The sequence below is a fragment of the Serratia sp. CY82433 genome, from assembly GCF_052166535.1.
Taxonomy (GTDB): Bacteria; Pseudomonadota; Gammaproteobacteria; order Enterobacterales; family Enterobacteriaceae; genus Serratia; species Serratia sarumanii.
The window spans coordinates 2,719,185-2,738,360 of record NZ_JBJNOR010000001.1; the positions used below are offsets into that span (position 1 = coordinate 2,719,185).

The 19,176-nt window shown below is 59.5% G+C and carries 17 protein-coding genes; 9 read left to right on the forward strand and 8 right to left on the reverse strand.

Annotated features, from left to right (window positions below):
• Positions 1–76 precede the first annotated feature (76 nt).
• Complete coding sequence (locus ACJ8PI_RS13140) at positions 77–616, reverse strand: GNAT family N-acetyltransferase (RefSeq protein ID WP_033648108.1); 540 nt, start codon at positions 614–616, stop codon at positions 77–79.
• Between the two features lie 168 nt (positions 617–784).
• Here ACJ8PI_RS13140 and ACJ8PI_RS13145 point away from each other — a divergent pair, with 168 nt between their 5' ends.
• From ACJ8PI_RS13145 to ACJ8PI_RS13155, 3 genes are all read left to right on the forward strand, one after another.
• A complete protein-coding gene (locus tag ACJ8PI_RS13145) occupies positions 785–2,029 on the forward strand; it encodes a DUF1479 domain-containing protein (RefSeq protein WP_039564882.1) in 1,245 nt (414 codons plus the stop codon).
• A 99-nt stretch (positions 2,030–2,128) separates the two neighbouring features.
• A complete protein-coding gene (locus tag ACJ8PI_RS13150) occupies positions 2,129–3,820 on the forward strand; it encodes a sensor histidine kinase (RefSeq protein ID WP_033635418.1) in 1,692 nt (563 codons plus the stop codon).
• Positions 3,817–4,551 carry a LytR/AlgR family response regulator transcription factor gene (locus tag ACJ8PI_RS13155; protein ID WP_164134483.1) on the forward strand — a complete coding sequence of 245 codons (735 nt, stop codon included), beginning with the start codon at positions 3,817–3,819 and terminating at the stop codon, positions 4,549–4,551. The genes ACJ8PI_RS13150 and ACJ8PI_RS13155 overlap by 4 nt, the downstream gene beginning before the upstream one ends.
• 4 nt (positions 4,552–4,555) lie before the next feature.
• On the opposite strand, the gene ACJ8PI_RS13160 is transcribed toward ACJ8PI_RS13155, so the two are convergent.
• A complete protein-coding gene (locus ACJ8PI_RS13160; protein WP_103799104.1) occupies positions 4,556–4,888 on the reverse strand; it encodes a DUF2502 domain-containing protein in 333 nt (110 codons plus the stop codon).
• A 397-nt stretch (positions 4,889–5,285) separates the two neighbouring features.
• Here ACJ8PI_RS13160 and ACJ8PI_RS13165 point away from each other — a divergent pair, with 397 nt between their 5' ends.
• Positions 5,286–6,515 (forward strand): L-lactate MFS transporter, encoded by a 1,230-nt coding sequence (locus tag ACJ8PI_RS13165; protein ID WP_033648111.1) that lies wholly within the window; start codon positions 5,286–5,288, stop codon positions 6,513–6,515.
• Between the two features lie 71 nt (positions 6,516–6,586).
• On the opposite strand, the gene glk is transcribed toward ACJ8PI_RS13165, so the two are convergent.
• Positions 6,587–7,549 (reverse strand): glucokinase, encoded by a 963-nt coding sequence (glk, locus tag ACJ8PI_RS13170; protein WP_033653702.1) that lies wholly within the window; start codon positions 7,547–7,549, stop codon positions 6,587–6,589.
• A gap of 310 nt (positions 7,550–7,859) precedes the next feature.
• Here glk and ACJ8PI_RS13175 point away from each other — a divergent pair, with 310 nt between their 5' ends.
• Complete coding sequence (locus tag ACJ8PI_RS13175; protein WP_164134482.1) at positions 7,860–9,107, forward strand: ion channel protein; 1,248 nt, start codon at positions 7,860–7,862, stop codon at positions 9,105–9,107.
• Here the strand turns inward: ACJ8PI_RS13175 and ACJ8PI_RS13180 are convergent.
• Together ACJ8PI_RS13180 and ACJ8PI_RS13185 are read right to left on the reverse strand one after the other, a co-directional pair.
• Positions 9,104–9,796 carry an aspartate/glutamate racemase family protein gene (locus tag ACJ8PI_RS13180; protein WP_033653701.1) on the reverse strand — a complete coding sequence of 231 codons (693 nt, stop codon included), beginning with the start codon at positions 9,794–9,796 and terminating at the stop codon, positions 9,104–9,106. The genes ACJ8PI_RS13175 and ACJ8PI_RS13180 overlap by 4 nt on opposite strands.
• 67 nt (positions 9,797–9,863) lie before the next feature.
• The gene (locus ACJ8PI_RS13185; protein ID WP_033635424.1) at positions 9,864–10,316 is read right to left on the reverse strand and encodes a multidrug/biocide efflux PACE transporter; all 453 of its coding nucleotides are present in this window, start codon (positions 10,314–10,316) and stop codon (positions 9,864–9,866) included.
• Positions 10,317–10,415: 99 nt separating this feature from the next.
• Here ACJ8PI_RS13185 and ACJ8PI_RS13190 point away from each other — a divergent pair, with 99 nt between their 5' ends.
• On the forward strand, positions 10,416–11,285 hold the full coding sequence (locus ACJ8PI_RS13190) for a LysR family transcriptional regulator (RefSeq protein WP_033653700.1): 870 nt from the start codon (positions 10,416–10,418) through the stop codon (positions 11,283–11,285).
• On the opposite strand, the gene ACJ8PI_RS13195 is transcribed toward ACJ8PI_RS13190, so the two are convergent.
• Positions 11,282–12,943, reverse strand: a complete 1,662-nt coding sequence (locus ACJ8PI_RS13195; RefSeq protein WP_060438803.1) for an alpha-keto acid decarboxylase family protein — start codon at positions 12,941–12,943, stop codon at positions 11,282–11,284. The genes ACJ8PI_RS13190 and ACJ8PI_RS13195 overlap by 4 nt on opposite strands.
• Positions 12,944–13,132: 189 nt before the next feature.
• On the opposite strand from ACJ8PI_RS13195, the gene mgrA reads away from it, so the two are divergent.
• Positions 13,133–14,122 (forward strand): L-glyceraldehyde 3-phosphate reductase, encoded by a 990-nt coding sequence (gene mgrA / locus ACJ8PI_RS13200; protein ID WP_060388090.1) that lies wholly within the window; start codon positions 13,133–13,135, stop codon positions 14,120–14,122.
• A 224-nt stretch (positions 14,123–14,346) separates the two neighbouring features.
• Complete coding sequence (locus tag ACJ8PI_RS13205) at positions 14,347–14,757, forward strand: DUF2502 domain-containing protein (protein ID WP_049195598.1); 411 nt, start codon at positions 14,347–14,349, stop codon at positions 14,755–14,757.
• 41 nt (positions 14,758–14,798) lie between these two features.
• Here the strand turns inward: ACJ8PI_RS13205 and ACJ8PI_RS13210 are convergent, their stop codons facing one another.
• Positions 14,799–16,034, reverse strand: coding sequence for an Nramp family divalent metal transporter (locus ACJ8PI_RS13210; protein ID WP_033635427.1), 1,236 nt, complete (start codon positions 16,032–16,034; stop codon positions 14,799–14,801).
• Between the two features lie 377 nt (positions 16,035–16,411).
• Here ACJ8PI_RS13210 and ACJ8PI_RS13215 point away from each other — a divergent pair, with 377 nt between their 5' ends.
• Entirely contained in the window at positions 16,412–17,599 is a 1,188-nt protein-coding gene (locus tag ACJ8PI_RS13215; protein ID WP_004936373.1) for a NupC/NupG family nucleoside CNT transporter, read from the forward strand.
• A gap of 269 nt (positions 17,600–17,868) precedes the next feature.
• Here ACJ8PI_RS13215 and ACJ8PI_RS13220 read toward each other — a convergent pair whose 3' ends face one another.
• Entirely contained in the window at positions 17,869–18,933 is a 1,065-nt protein-coding gene (locus ACJ8PI_RS13220; RefSeq protein WP_060430744.1) for an FAD-binding oxidoreductase, read from the reverse strand.
• Positions 18,934–19,176: the final 243 nt, after the last annotated feature.

The following is a 19,176-nucleotide window of genomic DNA, read 5'->3' on the forward strand; positions in this document are numbered from 1 at the left end:
ACGCTGGCCAGCGAACTGACCGAATATCGAACATAGCGCAGCGCCGACGAGCTTGTCGATACCCGGCGCGATATTTTTATTTGCCGCCCTGAAACTCCGCCGCCAGCAGCCCAAACAGCCAGTCGTCGCACCACTGCCCCGCCAGACGGTAGTTGTCGCGCAGCGTGCCTTCAAGCTGAAAACCGCACGACTCCAGCAGGCCGCGCGAAGCGAGGTTGCCCGCGGTTACGGTGGCGGTCAGCTTGTGAAAACCGCAGGCGTTCACCGCAAAATCCAGCACCGCCCGCAGCGACTCCTTGCCATAGCCCTTGCCCTGGCCGGCAGGCAAACTCCCGTATCCCACTTCCGCCTGCCGATACGGCACCCACTGCGGGCGAAAGCCGGTAACGCCCACCGCCTCCCCGCTGTGCTTCTCACGCATCACCAGGCACAGCCACTGCTCACCGTGTTTGTCCCAGGCCGGCAACCGCTCCTCGAACCGGGCGCGGATCTCCGCTTCGCTGCGCGGATCGGAGATGTAACGGATCACCTCGGGATCTTGGTACAGGCGCAAAAACAGCGGCCAATCCTCGGCGGTTATCGACTGTAAGTGCAGACGTTCAGTGACCAGCTTCATAAAATCTCCGAAAAACGAAAAAGAGGAACTTACGAATGAAAGATATCTCTTTATTTTCCCCGATTGGTTGCCGATAATCATTCACGTTAAAACCACAAAACCATAACGTCTTGCCCGATTCCCTACAACCGCTCGCCGCAGTCACTCACGCGGCACGAGGAGAACACCATGGCCTCTTTAGTCATCGACGATATTCCGCAGACGATCGTTAACGTCAAGCGCCAGCTGCGCCAGGCATTGCCGAACTACCGCGACGTATTTCTGGCGCTGGAAGAGAACATCCGCGGCCAGGTCGAACAGATCCGGCGCGAGCTGGCCGCCGGCCACAATCCGGTGCCGCAGATCGACGCGGAAGATATCCTGCAACAGCGCGTCAGCGAACAGCAGATAGCACTGATCAAACAGCGCGGCGCCTGCGCCATTCGCGGCGTGTTTCCCCGCGCCAAGGCCGAGGGCTGGAACCGGGAAATCGGCGACTACCTCGAGCGCAACAACTTCGTCGAGCGGTTGAAAAACGCCGCCGAAGACAACTATTTCGGCAAACTGGCCGCCAGCAAACCGCAGATCTACGGCATCTATTGGTCGAAACCGCAGGTCGAGGCGCGGCAGGATGCGCGCATGCATGCGGTGCAGGTGTTCCTCAATAGCCTGTGGGCCACCGAGAGCAACGGCAAACAGCATTTCGATCCGACCCGCGTCGCCACCTATGCCGATCGTACCCGCCGCCGCCCGCCGAACTCCTCGTCGCTGGGTCTGTCGCCGCACGTCGACAGCGGCACCATCGAGCGCTGGCTGGACGAAAACTTCCGCTATGTGTATCGCCACGTTTTCTCCGGCGACTGGCAGCAGTACGATCCCTTCGCCGCCGACGGCCGCACCGAGGTGCGCGAGATAGCCTCCCCGGCGGTCTGTTCGATGTTCCGCACCTTCCAGGGTTGGACGGCGCTGACGCCGCAGCGCACCAATGCCGGCACGCTGAACCTGGTGCCGATCGCCAATGCCATGGCCTATGTGCTGCTGCGCGCGCTGCAGGACGACGTCGCCGACGACGATCTGTGCGATGCGGCGCCGGGCCGCGCGCTGTCGATCTCGGAAAAATGGCATCCCCTTTTATTAAGTGGGATTTCCCCTATTCCCGATCTGGAGCCGGGCGACACGGTATTTTGGCACTGCGACGTGATCCACGCGGTGGAGAACGAGCATAACGGCGAGTTCGACAGCAACGTGATGTACATCGCCGCCGCGCCGGGCTGCGAGAAAAACGACGCCTATCTGCAGCGCCAGCTGCCGAGCTTTATCGACGGCAGAACGCCGCCGGACTTCGCCCCCGACGACTTCGAGGTGGATTTCGACGGCCGCGCCACCGCCGACCTGCTGACGCAGCTGGGTAAAGCGCAGCTCGGCATGGGCTGATCCCCCGCCCGTGGCGCGCGCCACGGGCCCCTTTCGCTGTGGTATACTGCCGCCATCCGTAGGCCGCAGCGAGAACCCGTCGTGCACCCTTTTTTTGAAATGCTGTTGGCGGTGTTTGATCGCGCCGCGCTGATGTTGATCTGTCTGTTTTTCCTGACCCGCACCCGGCTGTTCCGCCAACTGCTGCAAAAAGAAGACCATACGCCGCTCGAGCTCGGCATCGTCACGGCGATCTTCTCGCTGTTCGCGCTGTTCAGCACCTACTCCGGCATCAACGTCGAAGGGTCGCTGGTCAACGTGCGCGTCATCGCCATCATGGCCGGCGGCATCCTGTTCGGCCCCTGGGTGGGGATCGTCACCGGCATCGTCGCCGGGGTGCACCGCTATCTGATCGACATCGGCGGCATCACCTCGGTGCCTTGCCTTATCACCAGCATCATCGCCGGCATCAGCGCCGGCTACATCAACCTCAAGGTGAAAAAAGAGCAGCGCTGGCGCGCCGGCATCGTCGGCGGCATGCTGTGCGAATCCCTCACCATGCTGCTGATCGTGCTGTGGGCCAAGCCGACCGAGCTTGGATTGGACATCGTGTCGCAGATTGCCCTGCCGATGATCCTCGGCACGGTGTGCATCGGCCTGATCGTGCTGCTGGTGCAGAGCGTCGAGGATGAAAAAGAGGTGATCGCCGCGCGCCAGGCCAAGCTGGCGCTGGATATCGCCCACAAGACGCTGCCCTATTTTCGCAACATCAACAGCGAATCGCTGGCCACCATCTGCGATATCATCCGCCAGGACATCCGCGCCGACGCGGTGGCGATCACCGATACCCATCAGGTGCTGGCCTACGTCGGCGTAGGGCGCGAAGCCTACCCGATCGGCCGCGAAGGGCTGAGCCGCGTCACCCGCGAAAGCATTCGCCACGGCAAAATCATCATCAAGAACAACCTGGAAAACCCGGCCGCGCCGCAGATCCATTCGCAGCTGGTGGTGCCGCTGTGGGAAAAAGGCGAAGTGACCGGCGCGCTGAAAATTTACTACTGCCACGCCCACCAGATCACCAACACGCTGAAGGTGATGGCGGTCGGGCTGTCGCAAATCATCTCCACGCAGATCGAGGTTTCCCGCATCGAGCATCTGCGCCAGATGGCGGACAAAGCCGAAATGCGCGCGCTGCAGAGCAAGATCAACCCGCACTTCCTGTTCAACGCGCTGAACGCCATCTCTTCCTCTATTCGCCTGAATCCGGACACCGCGCGCCAGCTGATCATCAATCTGTCGCGCTACCTGCGCTACAACCTGGAGCTAAACGACGAACTGATCGATATCCGCAAGGAGCTGCATCAGATTCAGGACTATATCGCCATCGAACAGGCGCGCTTCGGCGCCAAGCTGACGGTGATTTACGACATCGACGACGATGTCTCGGTGCGCATTCCCAGCCTGCTGATCCAGCCGCTGGTGGAAAACGCCATCGTGCACGGCATCCAGCCCTGCAAGGGTAAAGGGGTGGTGGTGATCGCGGTGAAAGATCAGGGCGATCGGGTGAAGATTTCGGTGAAGGATACCGGCCACGGCATCAATCAGGAAACCATCGACCGGGTGGCGCGCAACGAGATGCCGGGCCACAATATCGGCCTGCTCAACGTGCACCACCGCGTGTCGCTGCTGTACGGTGAAGGGCTGCATATCCGCCGCCTTGAGCCGGGCACCGAAATCGCGTTCTACATCAGCAAAAACGGCGGCAAGCTGCATCAGGAACCGAGCGCGCCGCCGGTCGGGGAGGCCTCATGAAAGCCATCATCGTGGAAGACGAATTCCTCGCGCAGGAAGAACTCAGCTACCTGATCAAGAAACACAGCAATATCGATATCGTCGCCAGCTTCGAGGACGGGCTCGACGTCCTGAAATACCTGCAAACCCACCAGGTCGACGCCATTTTCCTCGACATCAATATCCCGTCGCTGGACGGCGTGCTGCTGGCGCAAAACATCAGCAAGTTCGCGCATCGCCCGTCGATCGTGTTCATCACCGCCTATAAAGAGCACGCGGTGGAAGCGTTCGAGATCGAGGCGTTCGACTATATCCTCAAGCCCTATCACGAAGCGCGCATCGTCACCATGCTGCAAAAGCTGGAGGCGCTGCACCAGCGCCCCGCCGGTGGGGCGGAACCGGCCAGCGCGCCGAACCGCGGCAGCCACAGCATCAACCTGATCAAAGACGAGCGGATCATCGTTACCGACATCAACGACATCTACTACGCCGCCGCCGATGAAAAGGTGACGCGGGTCTATACCCGCCGTGAAGAGTTCGTGATGCCGATGAACATCACCGAGTTTTACGGCCGGCTGCCGGAAGCGCATTTCTTCCGCTGCCATCGCTCTTACTGCGTTAACCTGGCGAAGATCCGCGAGATCGTGCCCTGGTTCAACAATACCTACATTCTGCGGCTGAGCGATCTTGAGTTTGAAGTGCCGGTCAGCCGCAGCAAGGTGAAAGAGTTTCGCCAGCTGATGCGCCTGTAAGCGCTTACCAGCGCGGGCCCGGACGGTAGTAATAGCCGGGCGGCGGCGGTGGCGGCATGCGGTAATGCGGCCGATCTCGCCAGTCGCGCCGCGGCGGCCCGTAGTAAATCACCCGTGGCGGCGGGCCATAATAGTACCCGCGCGGACGTTCATGCCGGTGGTGATCGGCCCACCAGCGCGGATCGCGCCAGCGATAGCCGTCCCAGTAGTGGCCGCGATTATCGCGATCGCCGATATGCAACGACAGGCCCGGCACGTTCACGCCGATGGACACGTCGGCCTGGCTCGCCAGCGGCAGCGCCAGCAGCGCGGCCAGTAACAACAGCGTTTTTTTCATTTCATGGACTCCTGCAGAGCGGACCTCGTCCGATCGCAGATAACATAGTCCCGCGCTCATCACCGCTCTATAGGCGCAATGCCGATTTACGCCTTTCAGACGCATCCTTCACAATTTCACCACAATCGTTCACCGGCAGTTAACAATAAATCGTTGATATCTTTGATGTAGATCACGTGCCACCCACGGCATTTCACGCGCTTTTCGGCGCTAAAACGGCAACTCACGCCGCATAACATGCATTTCATTCCTTCCGCCGTGCAACTCATTCCCGATCCGCCGCCCGCTAGGGGGGCCGGCCATATAATAAGCCCATACCGCGGGAACACAGCTTCACCCCGCAAATTTCAGCCAGCGGCTCACGCCCGGCAACGCACACACAGGAAGGAGACCGGCCATGAACACCAAACCGGCAAATCGCAGCTTAATCGTTCTCGGCACCATCATCTGTCAGATGGGCCTGGGCACCATCTACACCTGGAGCCTGTTCAACCAGCCGCTGGTCGACAAGTTCCACTGGGGGCTGGCGGACGTCGCCACCACCTTCTCCATCACCAGCTTCTTCCTGGCCTTCGCCACGCTGTTCGCCGGCAAGCTGCAAGAGCGCTTCGGCATCCGCAACCTGACGCTGTGTTCCGGCATTCTGGTCGGCCTGGGCCTGATCGCCAGCGCCCACGTCAGCTCGCTCGACATGATTTACCTGCTGGCCGGCGTGGTGGTGGGCTTTGCGGTCGGTATCGCCTACATCTCCACCCTGTCCAACCTGATTAAGTGGTTCCCGGCCAATAAAGGCCTGATTTCCGGCATCTCCGTCGGCGCCTTCGGCAGCGGCAGCCTGCTGTTCAAATACGTCAATGCCGCCCTGATCGCCGACGTCGGCGTTTCCGGCGCCTTCTTCTACTGGGGTGCCATCGTGATGGGCCTGATCGTCGTCGGCTCCCTGCTGCTGAAAGAGCCGGTGCTGGCGACCAACGCCGCGCAGCAAGGCGCCAACGGTCTGGGCAACGACTTCAGCGTGCGCCAGATGCTGGCCACCAAAGAAGCCTACCTGCTGTTCACCATCTTCTTCGCGGCCTGCATGAGCGGTCTGTACCTCATCGGCATCGTGAAAGACATGGGCGTTCAACTGGCCGGGATGGATTTGGCCACCGCCGCCAACACCGTGTCCGCCGTCGCCATCTTCAACACCGCCGGCCGCATCATCCTGGGTACGCTGTCCGATAAAGTAGGCCGCATGCGCGTCATCAGCTTCACCATGCTGGTTACCGTGCTGGCGATTGTCGCCCTGAGCTTCATGACCCTGAACCACACGCTGTTCTTCATCTGCGTCGGCGCGGTGGCCTTCTGCTTCGGCGGCAACATCACCGTGTTCCCGGCGATTGTCGGCGACTTCTTCGGCCTGAAAAACCACAGCAAAAACTACGGCATCATCTACCAGGGCTTCGGCCTGGGCGCGCTGGCCGGTTCGTTCGTCGCCAAATACTTCGGCGGCTTCCACGCCACCTTCATGGTGATTGGCGTCCTGTCCGCCGCCTCCCTGCTGATTACGCTGTTCATCAAAGCGCCGAAAGGGGTGGAAGCGGAAACGGCAGAAACCGCCCAGACGGCGGAATTGGCCAAAGCCTGATCCCCCACGAAAACGACAAGGGGCGCAACCTGCGGGTTGCGCCCCCTTTTTTTATTACTTCATCTCTGGGCTTACAGCTGCATGCCCAGCGTCTGGCGCAGATGCGCGCCGGCACCCAGCAGGCCCGGCTGGCCGTGCGTTATCATGAACACCGGGATGTCGCGCACATAGTCACGGAAACGCCCTTTGTCTTCGAAGGCGGCGCGGAAGCCCGAGGCCTTGAAGAATTCCATAAAGCGCGGCACGATGCCGCCGGCGATGTACACGCCGCCAAAGGTGCCCAGATTCAGCGCCAGGTTGCCGCCGAAGCGCCCCATGATCACGCAAAACAGCGACAGCGCGCGGCGGCAATCGATACAGCTGTCTGCCAGCGCCCGCTCGGTGATGTCCTTCGGCTCCCATTTTTCCGGCAGGCGGTTGTCCGCCTTGACGATGGCGCGATACAGATTGACCAGACCCGGCCCGGATAGCACGCGCTCGGCGGAAACGTGCCCCACTTCACCGCGCAGCACCTCCAGAATGATGTCCTCTTCTTCGCTGTTCGGCGCGAAATCGACATGGCCGCCCTCGCCCGGCAGGCTGACCCAGCGGCGATCGACGTGCACCAGGTGGGCGACGCCCAGCCCTGTGCCGGCGCCGTACACCGCGATCGGTTTGCCCGGCTGCGCATCGCCGCCGCCAAACTGCAGCACGTCATCCGGCGAAAGCATCGGGATCGCCATCGAGACGGCGGTGAAATCGTTGATCACTTCCAGGTGGCTCAGCCCCAGGCTGGCCTTCATTTCTTTGATCGAGAACGCCCAGCTGTGGTTGGTCATCGCCACCCAGTCTTCGGTCACCGGGCAGGCGATCGCGATACAGGCATCCTGCACCTCGATATCGCACGCTTTCAGGTATTGGCGGATCACCGCCTCCAGGCTGTCGAACTCCAGGCCGGAATAGGTTTTCGCCTGGGTAATTTCACCCGTCGCAACAGTGCACAACGCCAGGCGGGCATTGGTGCCGCCAACATCACCCACGAGGGCATAGGTCATTGATTTCGTCTCCGCAAAATGAAAAATAAAAAGCTGCCCACACTGTAAAATCCTGCTGCGAAAACAACAATCACCCGCCCCGGATCTGCACCCCAATAGCGATCCGGATCACAAAAAACGTTTCAGCTTGCCCGCGACGCCGCGCCTTGAAACAAATTGCGGCAAAAAACGCCCCCAGGCGACTGTTAACCGTCATCGCCGCCGGGCAATATCAATGCGTGCCTGCGCGCCGATAGTCTGGCAAGCTGTGGCCACAGCCCAACCACCCGCTCTCCCTGCCCTGCAGGGAGGCATCGACAAGGGATTACCCATGCTGCATCCGCGCGCCAATGCCATGTTGGCCTTTGCTTTGCCTGCGCTGATTATCGGTTCCGCTTCCAGTCTGGTGCTGCTGCTGGTGATGAAAGTCGCCGCCGCGCTGCAGCAATTACTGTGGGTGACGCTGCCCGATGCGCTGAGCCTGGATGCCCAGTCGCCCTGGTGGCCGGTCGCGATGCTGACGCTGACCGGCGTGGCGGTGGGCCTTATCGTGCGCTATATGCCGGGCCACGCCGGGCCGGACCCGGCGACGGAATCGCTGATCGGCATGCCGCTGCCGCTCTCCGCCCTGCCGGGGCTGGGGTTGGCGCTGATCGTCGGCCTGGCCGGCGGCGTCAGCCTGGGGCCGGAGAACCCGATCACCGCCATCAATATCGCGCTGGTAGCGGCCGCCGGTGCGCGCCTGCTGCCGAAGGTGCCGCGCATGGACTGGATCATCCTGGCGGCTGCGGGCACCATCGGCGCGATGTTCGGCACGCCGGTCGCCGCCGCGCTGATCTTCTCGCAAACCCTGGCGGGCAATAACGAAACGCCGCTGTGGGATCGCCTGTTCGCCCCGCTGGTGGCCGCCGCCGCCGGCGCGGTCACCACCCAGATGTTCTTCGAGCCCAATTTCGCCCTGCAGCTCGACGCCTACGACGTGACGCGGCTGCCGGACATCTTCAGCGGCGCCATCGTGGCGCTGATCGCCATCGCGCTCGGCATGGTGGCGCTGTGGTGCTTCCCGCACGTTCACCGCCTGTTCCATTCGATGAAGAATCCGGTGTTGATGTTAGGGCTGGGGGGGTTTGTGCTGGGCCTGCTGGCGCTGGTGGGCGGAGAGATTACCCTGTTCAAAGGGCTGGATGAAATGAAGCGCCTCGCGCAAGACGACGGCTATTCGGTGCCGGCGCTGTTGGCCATTACCCTGACCAAGCTGGCGGCGCTGGTGATCGCCGCCGCCAGCGGCTTTCGCGGCGGGCGCATCTTCCCGGCGGTGTTCGTCGGCGTGGCGCTGGGGCTGATGCTGCACCAGCACGTTCCGGCGGTGCCGGCGGCGATCACCGTCTCCTGCGCCATCATGGGGCTGGTGCTGGTGGTGACGCGCGACGGCTGGCTCAGCCTGTTCATGGCGGTGGCGGTGGTGCCGGATCTGCACCTGCTGCCGGTCTTGTGCATCGTGATGCTGCCCGCCTGGCTGGCGCTGGCGGGCAAACCGCTGATGCTGGTAAACCGCCGGCAACCGCCGCACGACGATTAGGCCAGCGCGAACGCCGCGGCGGCGCGGGCGTGGATCGCGGTGGTGTCGAACACCGGCACCGAGGCATCCTGCTCGCTCACCAACAACCCTATCTCGGTGCAGCCGAAAATAATCCCCTGCGCGCCCTGCTGCTCCAGATCGCTGATGATCCGGCGATACTCGTCGCGCGAGGCGTCGCGAATTTTACCGAGGCACAGTTCGTCATAGATGATGCGGTGTACGATGTCGCGATCGGCGCTGACCGGCGTCACCACCTCAATGCCGTGCAATTCCTGCAGGCGGCCACGGTAGAAGGTCTGCTCCATGGTAAAGCGCGTGCCCAGCAGCCCGACGCGGCGAATGTTTTTTTCCCGCACCTGCAGCGCCGTGGCGTCGGCGATGTGGATCAGCGGCAGGCCGCTGGCCTGCTCGACCGCCTCCGCCACCTTGTGCATGGTGTTGGTGCAGATCACGATGGCTTCGGCGCCGGCGGCGCGCAACGCCACCGCGGCGGCGGCCAGCAATCGGCCGGCGCCGTCCCAATCGCCCTGGTGCTGCAAGCGCTCGATCTCCTGAAAATCGACGCTGTAGAGCACGATTTTGGCCGAATGCAGCCCGCCGAGGCGCGCCTTTACCTGCTCGTTGATAGTGCGGTAATACGGAATGGTGGATTCCCAGCTCATGCCACCCAGCAAGCCCAACACTTTCATTTTTCTTTCCTCAGCCTGTTGCGACAATCCTCTGACCTTACCTGAGAATCGCCGGGCTGACGACGCCTTATTCAGCGCCGGAATTGATCGGCTGGCGCGCTTCGAACCAGCGCTGGCGCAGCGTGTCGTACAGCCAGTTATAGGCCATGGTGTACGGCAGGAAGAACAGGAAGAAACCGATCTCCAGCATAAAGGCCTGCAATACGGAAATATTCAGCATCCAGGCGGCGATCGGCACGCCGATCAGGATAAAACCGGCTTCAAAACCGACGGCATGCAGCACACGCACCTTCAGGTTGCGGACGACCCGGCTGACCGGCCACAGACGGTCGAATACCGTGTTGTAAACCATATTCCAGACCATGGCGATGGTCGCCAAGGCCACCGCCAATGCGCCGATTTGCACCATCGAACGATTAAGCAGCCATGCCCCCAGCGGAGAAACGATCATCACGGCAATCACCTCGAAACCGACGGCGTGGACGATACGTTCAATGAGAGACTTGTTTTGCAGTTGCATACATCACCTTTTTTCCGACAGTTGTTGCGAAAGTCAGGTGATTATCATCGCTTTTTTGGGTAGATTAAAAATAGATACCATCGATAAAGTAGATAGTTTATGCACTATTCCCCGGAAGCGCTGCACGCGTTTGTCGAAGCCGCCGCCCTCGGCTCGTTTTCCGCCGCCGCGCGCAAGCTGCGCAAAAGCCAATCCACCATCAGCACCGCCATCGCCAATCTGGAGGCCGACCTGGCATTGACGCTGTTCGATCGCAGCGCGCGCCAGCCGGTGCTCACCGCCGCCGGCCGCAAAGTGCTGGGGCATGTGCAGGCGATCCTCGCCGCCAGCGAGCGGCTCGACGCCCTGAGCATTCAACTGGCGGGCGAGGTCGAACCGCGCCTGAGCATGGTGTTCTCCGATACCTATCAACCCAAGCATCACGATCAATTGATGCAACAATTCGAACTGCGTTACCCGGAGATTGAGCTGGAGTGGATGATCGCCGAAGATGGCGACGTTATTGATCTGCTGCAAAGCGGCCGCGCGCATTTGGGCATGGTGGAAGTGCAAAAAAGCTACCCGCCGGATATCGCCTTCTCTCGTTTGCCGGAACAAACCGACATGGGGCTGTTCGTCGCCCACCAGCATCCGCTGGCGCAGGCCGCCGCGCCGACGCCGGAGCAGTTGTCCAGCACCCGACAGCTGATCCTGAACACCTACACCGGCGCCGAAGCGGCCAGACAAGGCGGCCTGGTTTGGTCGGCGCCCAGCTATCTGCTGCTGCTGGAGATGGCGGAACAGGGGTTCGGCTGGGCGGTATTGCCGCACTGGCTGGTGCAACAATACGGCCACAATATGCTGACCGAGCTGCGGCCGCGCGGCTGGCCGAAAATGATCTCGGTGGATGCGGTATGGTCAAAACTGACCCCGCCGGGCCCGGCGGGGTTCTGGGTGCTGAAGCGCCTGCTGGGCGATTCCCTGCCTTAAGCGGCGGCGTTGCGCGCCTGAATGGCGCGCGAAACGGTGTCGAGCAGCTCGGGAATGTCCATCTTCGGCAGCATCACTTCAATGAAGGCCAGCCGATCGCCGTCGGCTACCTCGCGCAGCGCCTGGCGCAAGCCGTCCGAATCGCTGACCCGCAGCGCCTTCACCGGCCGCTCGCCGGCCAGCGCAGGCGGCAACTGCGTCCAGTTCCAGCGCGCGATGTCGTTATAACGTTGCTCCGGCCCGTGGATGGCGCGCTCGACGGTATATCCCTGATTATTCAGCACGAAGATCACCGGTTTAAGCCCGTCGCGCAGCATCGAACCCAGCTCCTGCACGGTCAGTTGCGCGGCGCCGTCGCCAATCAGCAGCACTGCCCGGCGCTGCGGTTCGGCGGTCTGCACGCCGAACGTCGCCGGCAGGGTATAGCCGATCGAGCCCCAGAGCGACTGCACGATCAACCGGCAGCCGCGCGGCAACGTCAGCGCCGCCGCACCGAAACAGGCGGTGCCCTGATCGGCCAGCACGATATCCCCGGGCCGCAGGAAATCCTGCATCTGCCGCCAGAAGGCGTGCTGATCCAGCCCTTCCCCATCGCCTTCCGGCAGCGCCGGGCGGACGATCGGCGGCAACGGCCAACGCGACGCCAGCGACAGGCTCAGGCGATGCAGCGCCCGCACCGCGTCGCGCATCGGAATGCGGCTAAAGCGCTGCCGCCCGACCCAGGCTTCGAACGGCTGAATGTCGATGCATTTTTCCACCGGCAGATGATGCGTGAAACCGGCGGTAATGGTGTCGGTCAAACGCACGCCGACGTTGATCACCACATCGGCGTTTTCGATAAGCTGTTTCACCGCCGGATCGCTGGCACCGCCGCAGTAGGTACCGACAAAACCGGCGCGGTTCTCATCCAGCACGCCTTTGCCGAGCAGCAGCGTAGCGTGCGGAATGTCGACCTCCTGCAGCCACTCGTCCAGCGCCGCTTCGGCACCGAAGCGATCGGCCAGGAAGTCCGCCAGCAGCGATACCCGCCGCGCCGACAGCAGCTTTTCGCGCGCCGCGGCGATAAACGCCTGCAATGCGCTGCGCGACAGTTTGGCCTGGCGCAGCATCAGCGGCGCCGGTTTACTCGGCAGCGGCGCCTGTGCGACGTCGCTGGGCAACATCAGGTAAACCGGGCGATGTTCCAGCAAGGCGGCGCAGATCAGGCGGTCGATCTCCTCTGCGGCGTTGTCGGCGGTCAGGTCGGCCTGCGCGACGGTCACCTCTTTGGCTATGCGGGCGAAGTGGGTGAAGTCGCCATCCCCCAGCGAATGGTGCAGCAAATCACCGGCGCGCTGAGCGCGCTGCGCCGGCGTGCCGACCACGTGGATCACCGGCAGGTACTCGGCGTAGCTGCCGGCCACCCCGTTCAACGCACTCAGCTCGCCGACGCCAAAGGTGGTGAGCAGCGCGGCCGCCGGTTTGCAGCGCGCATAGCCGTCGGCGGCGTAGGCGGCGTTCAGTTCGTTGGCGCAGCCTACCCAGGTGATTTGCGGATGGGCGAGGACGTGATCGAGGAATTGCAGGTTGTAATCCCCCGGCACGCCGAAGAAATGACGGATGCCGATTTGGGCCAGACGATCGAGCAGATAATCGGCCACCGTATAGGTCTGAGTCATGATCATCACCTGTCTGCAGCTGGAGCGATTACCTTTAAGTATCGAAGATGCTGTTCAAATTTCGAACAAGGATTCCTGCATCGATCGGCAACCTGGCGTTACATGCCGGCGCTGTGATCGCTCCCCCGGCAGCGCGGTGTGAAAGCGTATACACTCAAAGCACTTCACCTCTCGCCGACAAGGATAACTATGTCCTACCCCGCCTCCCCCTCACGTTATCAAGACATGGAATACCGGCGCTGCGGCCGCAGCGGGCTGAAGCTGCCCGCCGTCTCGCTCGGACTGTGGCACAATTTCGGCGACGCCACGCTGTACGACAACGCCCGCGGCCTGATCCGCTGCGCCTTCGATCGCGGCATTACTCATTTCGATCTGGCCAATAACTACGGCCCGCCGCCCGGCGCCGCCGAGGAGAACTTTGGCCGCATACTCAACGCCGATCTGCGGGCCTGGCGCGATGAGCTGATCGTCTCATCCAAAGCCGGTTACACCATGTGGCCCGGCCCCTACGGTGATTGGGGCTCGAAAAAGTACCTGGTCGCCAGCCTCGATCAGAGCCTGAAGCGCATGGGGCTGGAGTATGTGGATATCTTTTATCATCATCGGCCGGATCCGGAGACGCCGCTGGAAGAAACCATGGCGGCGCTGGATTTGTTGGTGCGCCAGGGCAAAGCGCTGTATGTCGGCCTGTCCAACTACCCGGCCGAGCGCGCGCGGCAGGCATTCGACATTCTGCAGCGGCTCGGCACGCCGTGCGTGATCCACCAGCCGAAGTATTCGATGTTGGAACGCGGGCCGGAGACGGCGCTGCTGGATACGCTGGCGGAGCATGGCGTCGGCTCGATCGCCTTCTCGCCGCTGGCGGGCGGCCTGCTGACCGACCGCTACCTGCACGGCGTTCCGCAAGATTCCCGCGCCGCCAGCGGCAGCCGCTTCCTGCAGCCGGAGCAGTTGACCGCCGAGCGGCTGGACAAGGTGCGCCGCCTCGATGCGCTGGCGCGGCAACGCGGGCAGAAGCTGTCGCAAATGGCGCTGGCCTGGGTGCTGCGCGGCGATCGCGTTACCTCGGTGCTGATCGGCGCCAGCAAGAATGCGCAGATAGAAGACGCGGTGGGCATGCTGGCCAATCGCCACTTCAGTGAAGAAGAACTCGCGCAGATCGAGAAAATCTTACTGTAATCGCTTACAAATTCCGCCGCTCAATCGAGCGGCGATACCCCAGAAAAATCTCAAATCTTGGCCTTCGTCGCCGTTTTCAGAGTGGCTCTCAGATTCAACCCTATGCGCCGGCGCTATGATGCCGATATTGCAGCAAAAATAACGATAAGGCCGCTTTTTTAAACTGATGAACGCGCTTCATAAAGTGACAAACGGCCAGGCCGCGCAAGCGGAAAGGAGAAGTCATGTTTAAACCTCTGCTCTTGGCCGCCATCTTGGCGGCGACGGTACTGCCCGCCGCACAGCAGGCGCACGCCGAAGGGATCAGCATCGATCTGATGCCGGGCGTTTCACTGCGTATCGGCGATCGGGACAATCGCGGCCGTTACTGGGACGGTTACGACTGGCGCGATCGCGACTGGTGGCAAGGCCATCAGGGGCGCTATCTCGGCGACCGCAGCCGCCGCGGTTACTACTGGGACGGCTATCGCTGGCGCGACCGCGACTACTGGCGCAAACACTATTACTATCATGAAGGACGCTATCGTAAATACGACAGGCATTACGATAAGCACCACTGGAAGAAAGAGAAAAAGCACCACCACGATCATGACCGCGATCGCTGGCGCCGCCACGGCGATGACGACCGCGATTAACGACGACGGGCCGGCGCAATGCCGGCCCACGCTATTTTCGCCTACAGTACGCTGCCGATCAGCAGGTAGCCGTTCAATCCCACCACCACCAGCACGATCAGCTTGCCCAGGTTTTGCACCACAGGGCCGTTGACCATCTCCCCCATCAGCGCCCGATTGCCGGTGAAAGCCAGCAGCGGCACCAGCGCCAGCGCAATGCCGAAGCTGAGCAGCACCTGGCTCAGCACCAGAATGCGCGTGGCGTCCATCCCCAGCATGATGACGATAAACGACGGCAGCATGGTCACCGCACGCCGCAGCCACAGCGGAATATGGAAATGCACGAACCCCTGCATCACCACCTGCCCCGCCAGCGTGCCCACCACGGTAGAGGAGAGGCCGGCGGCCACCAGGCTCAGGCCAAACACGGTGGCGGCGGCTTGCCCGAGCAGCGGTTGCAGCGTCAGGTAGGCCACGTCGAGATCGGCGATGCCGCTGTGGCCGCTGAAATGAAACGCGGCGGCGGCGGTGGCCATCATCGCCAGGTTAACAAAACCGGCAATGGTCATGGCCACGGCGACGTCGACTTTGGTGGCGGCATAGCGCTCCGCCTTGTCGTGCTCGCCGCCGATTTGGGTGAGCGAGGAATGCAGGTAGATCACGTGCGGCATGATGGTGGCGCCCAATACCCCGGCGGCCAGAAATACCGCATCGCCGTTGGGCAGATCGGGCAGCGCCATGCCCTTCAGCAGCGGCGCGAGCTGCGGCTGAGAGAACGCCAGCTCGACGATGTAAGCGGCGGCGACGAACAGCAGCAGGCCGCCAATCACCAGCTCCAGCGGTTTTTGCCCGCGCTTTTGCAGCATCAAGATTAAAAAGGTGGCGATGCCGGTCAGCACGGCGCCCTGCAGCAGGGAAACGCCGAGCAGCAGCTTGAAGCCGATCGCCGCGCCGATAAACTCGGCCAGATCGGTCGCCATGGCGATGATCTCCGCCTGCACCCAATAGGCCCACACCGCCGGCCGCGGAAAGCGATCGCGAATGTGCTCGGCCAGATTTTTCCCGGTGGCGATGCCCAGCTTGGCGGACAACAGCTGGATCAGCATCGCCATCACGTTGGCCCAAACCACCACCCACAGCAGGCTGTAGCCGAACGAGGCGCCGGCCTGGATGTTGGTGGCGAAGTTACCGGGATCGATATAGCCGATAGCGGCGATGAAGGCAGGCCCCATCAGCGAGAGTTTGATTTTTCTGGCGGAGCGACCGGAGGTGGTTTCAACCACGCGACTGTTCAGCATATGTTGAACCCTTACTGAAATTACGTTTATCTCCACTCTATATAAATGATAATAATTATCAAGCGCATTTAGAGCGGTAAAACTTATCTCTGTAATAGCCAACATTAACGGTTTTATCGAAGGGTTCAGCGCGGAGCTTGCCGATTTCCGTGCTTTTCTGATGGGATTTTGGCTGCAATACCCCTGAAAGACAGGTTAGCACAAGAATACGAATTTCCTATTGCCGATTTAACGTCTTGATTTTTTATGCTTTTGCGCAACACTTTAGGAGAACTCCCGCTATGATTTTCCATATTTGCAATAGAAGTCTCGTTTTTAAACGTAGCGTTACATAAAATGACAGCCGAAATTCAGCCTGCCTCAAATTTGGAGCAAACATGTCCCATATTGCGCACTTTGCGTTGGCGATAGTGGTGGTGGCGATCTTGGCCCTGTTGGTGTGCCGCGATCGCAAAAGCATCCGCATTCGCTATGTTATTCAATTACTGGTTATCGAAGTACTGCTGGCCTACTTTTTCCTGCATTCGGAAGCGGGTTTGGGCTTCGTAAAAGGATTCGCCGCGCTGTTTGACAAACTGCTCGGGTTTGCGGGACAAGGGACTGATTTCGTATTCGGCGGCATGGGCGACAAAGGCCTGGCGTTCTTCTTCCTGAAGGTGCTGTGCCCGATCGTCTTCATTTCGGCGCTGATCGGTATTCTGCAGTACATCAAGGTGCTGCCGTTCATCATCCGCATTATCGGTACCGTGCTGTCGAAAGTGAACGGCATGGGCAAGCTGGAGTCATTCAACGCCGTCAGTTCGCTGATCCTCGGCCAATCCGAAAACTTCATCGCCTACAAGGATATCCTGGGCAAGATGTCGGAAAAGCGCATGTACACCATGGCGGCGACCGCGATGTCTACGGTGTCCATGTCCATCGTCGGCGCCTACATGACCATGCTGGACGCCAAGTTCGTGGTGGCGGCGCTGGTATTGAACATGTTCAGCACCTTTATCGTGCTGTCGCTGGTCAACCCGTACGACACCAATAAAGAAGAAGAGCTGCACCTCGGCAACCTGCACGAAGGCCAGAGCTTCTTCGAAATGCTGGGTGAATATATCCTGGCCGGCTTCAAAGTAGCGATTATCGTTGCCGCGATGCTGATCGGCTTCATCGCCCTGATCGCCGCGCTCAACGGTGTGTTCAGCGCCATCTTCGGCCTGAGCTTCCAGGAAATCCTCGGCTACTTCTTCTATCCGTTCGCCTGGATCATGGGCATTCCTAAGCACGAAGCCCTGCAGGTTGGCAGCATCATGGCCACCAAGCTGGTTTCCAACGAGTTCGTGGCAATGATGGAGCTGCAGAAAGTGTCTGCCGAACTGTCGCCGCGCAGCCTGGGGATCCTGTCGGTGTTCCTGGTGTCCTTCGCCAACTTCTCTTCCATCGGTATCGTGGCCGGTGCGATCAAGGGCCTGAACGAACATCAGGGCAACGTGGTGTCGCGCTTTGGCCTGAAGCTGGTGTACGGCTCTACGCTGGTCAGCATCCTGTCCGCTTCGATCGCAGGCCTGGTGCTGGGCTAAGTTCAGCGTCGCCACAAACATACAAAGGCGCCTGCGGGCGCCTTTTTTATGCCGGTATCCTGACCGCCTACAATGGCGCATGCTGACAGAAAATAAGCATTCGCCGCTCGGTTAACCCTTCCCCTACAATAATGCTGCTGCATAAAATGGAATGGCTGTGACAACAATCTGCGTAGTCAGAACAGGTCGATTTTTGTCCTTATAACAGAACGCTTTTGATACGCCATACGGTATTGCATTTAGCTGTGCGCACGCCATAAAACAAACAATCAGTTAATAATCAGCGTTAATAGCGTAGTGATCTCCTCCGCAACAGCAGGTGAGGCATTGTAGTAGGAGTCCATACTTTCAACGACAACTATCTTTTTATTGTCATCACTCACTGTCCAGCATGGAATCACTGACCTGGCATCTTCAGAAGAGACGCCACATGAGCTAATTGAAAATATCGAACTGGACATTACGTCGATTTTACTTCTTGATAAATAAGCATCAATGTTTAAATTCCGCACCAATACCTCTGCCGATTGGGGGAAATGAACATCCATGCCAACCCTGATAACACGTCCATCGACAGAGGGTACTAGCGATATATTAAACTCATTTTCAGAAATCCATATGGGCTGTGTTAAATGGCCGATGGCGTCTGACAGATAAAAGTCTTTAAAAATCGTTTTAGCCTCGACATCTACGGCCTCGAAAGAACTCATCTCATTGATTTTAAAATCATTTGTAAACTTAACCACGATATCATACAGATGTTTCTTTTCGTCAACAAAAATCACACCGCCTTCAATACTACCTAATCCACCAATATTTTTATTTCTGAAAACATTCACACTCGTGAAAAACGCCAATTCATCACTAAAATATGAAAATATTTCAGCCACGTTAAGTAAAATAGAGTCATAACTCACGAAGATAAATTTATTCTTATAATCAAGGAAAGGCGGCAATACAATTGACTCATCATCGCCACAGTTTTTCACTTCATAGGGTAAATTATACTGCTCATACAATTTTATCAGCCGGTTGAGTTCCGCACGTTCAACCACGCGTACCATTCTTTCTTTGCGGCCAAACTCACCGCTAGAGGCCAAAATAAATTTTTCCCATATCCATTGAGACTGAGCCGCAAATCGGCTCAGGCGCAGATTATCTTCATGAACGCTTCGCCATAAACAATGGTTACCCAAAGAGGTCTTAAACTCATCGTAATCCATCTCATCGAGAAAAAAATCAACGGAGATCCCTTTCCTCGCACAGGCCAAGGCCGTCATCACCGCCGTTACCCCGCCACCACCAACAATTGCGATATTTTTATTTTTTTTCATGGATAACCTCATCCAACGATGGTGAAACAATGACAATAGTTTCATCAAGAAAACAATATCAATGTCAACACATACCCATCATCAACATTAATTAGCACATTAACAATCACAAGATTAATCAGAGGATCAAACTATTAGGATTGCTTAAATTCAGGATACACACTCAAACCAATAGCATAAAAAACCACAAACACAGAATTTAACTCTAAAAATAGCACTTTTTATGATCTTTAACACTGAATA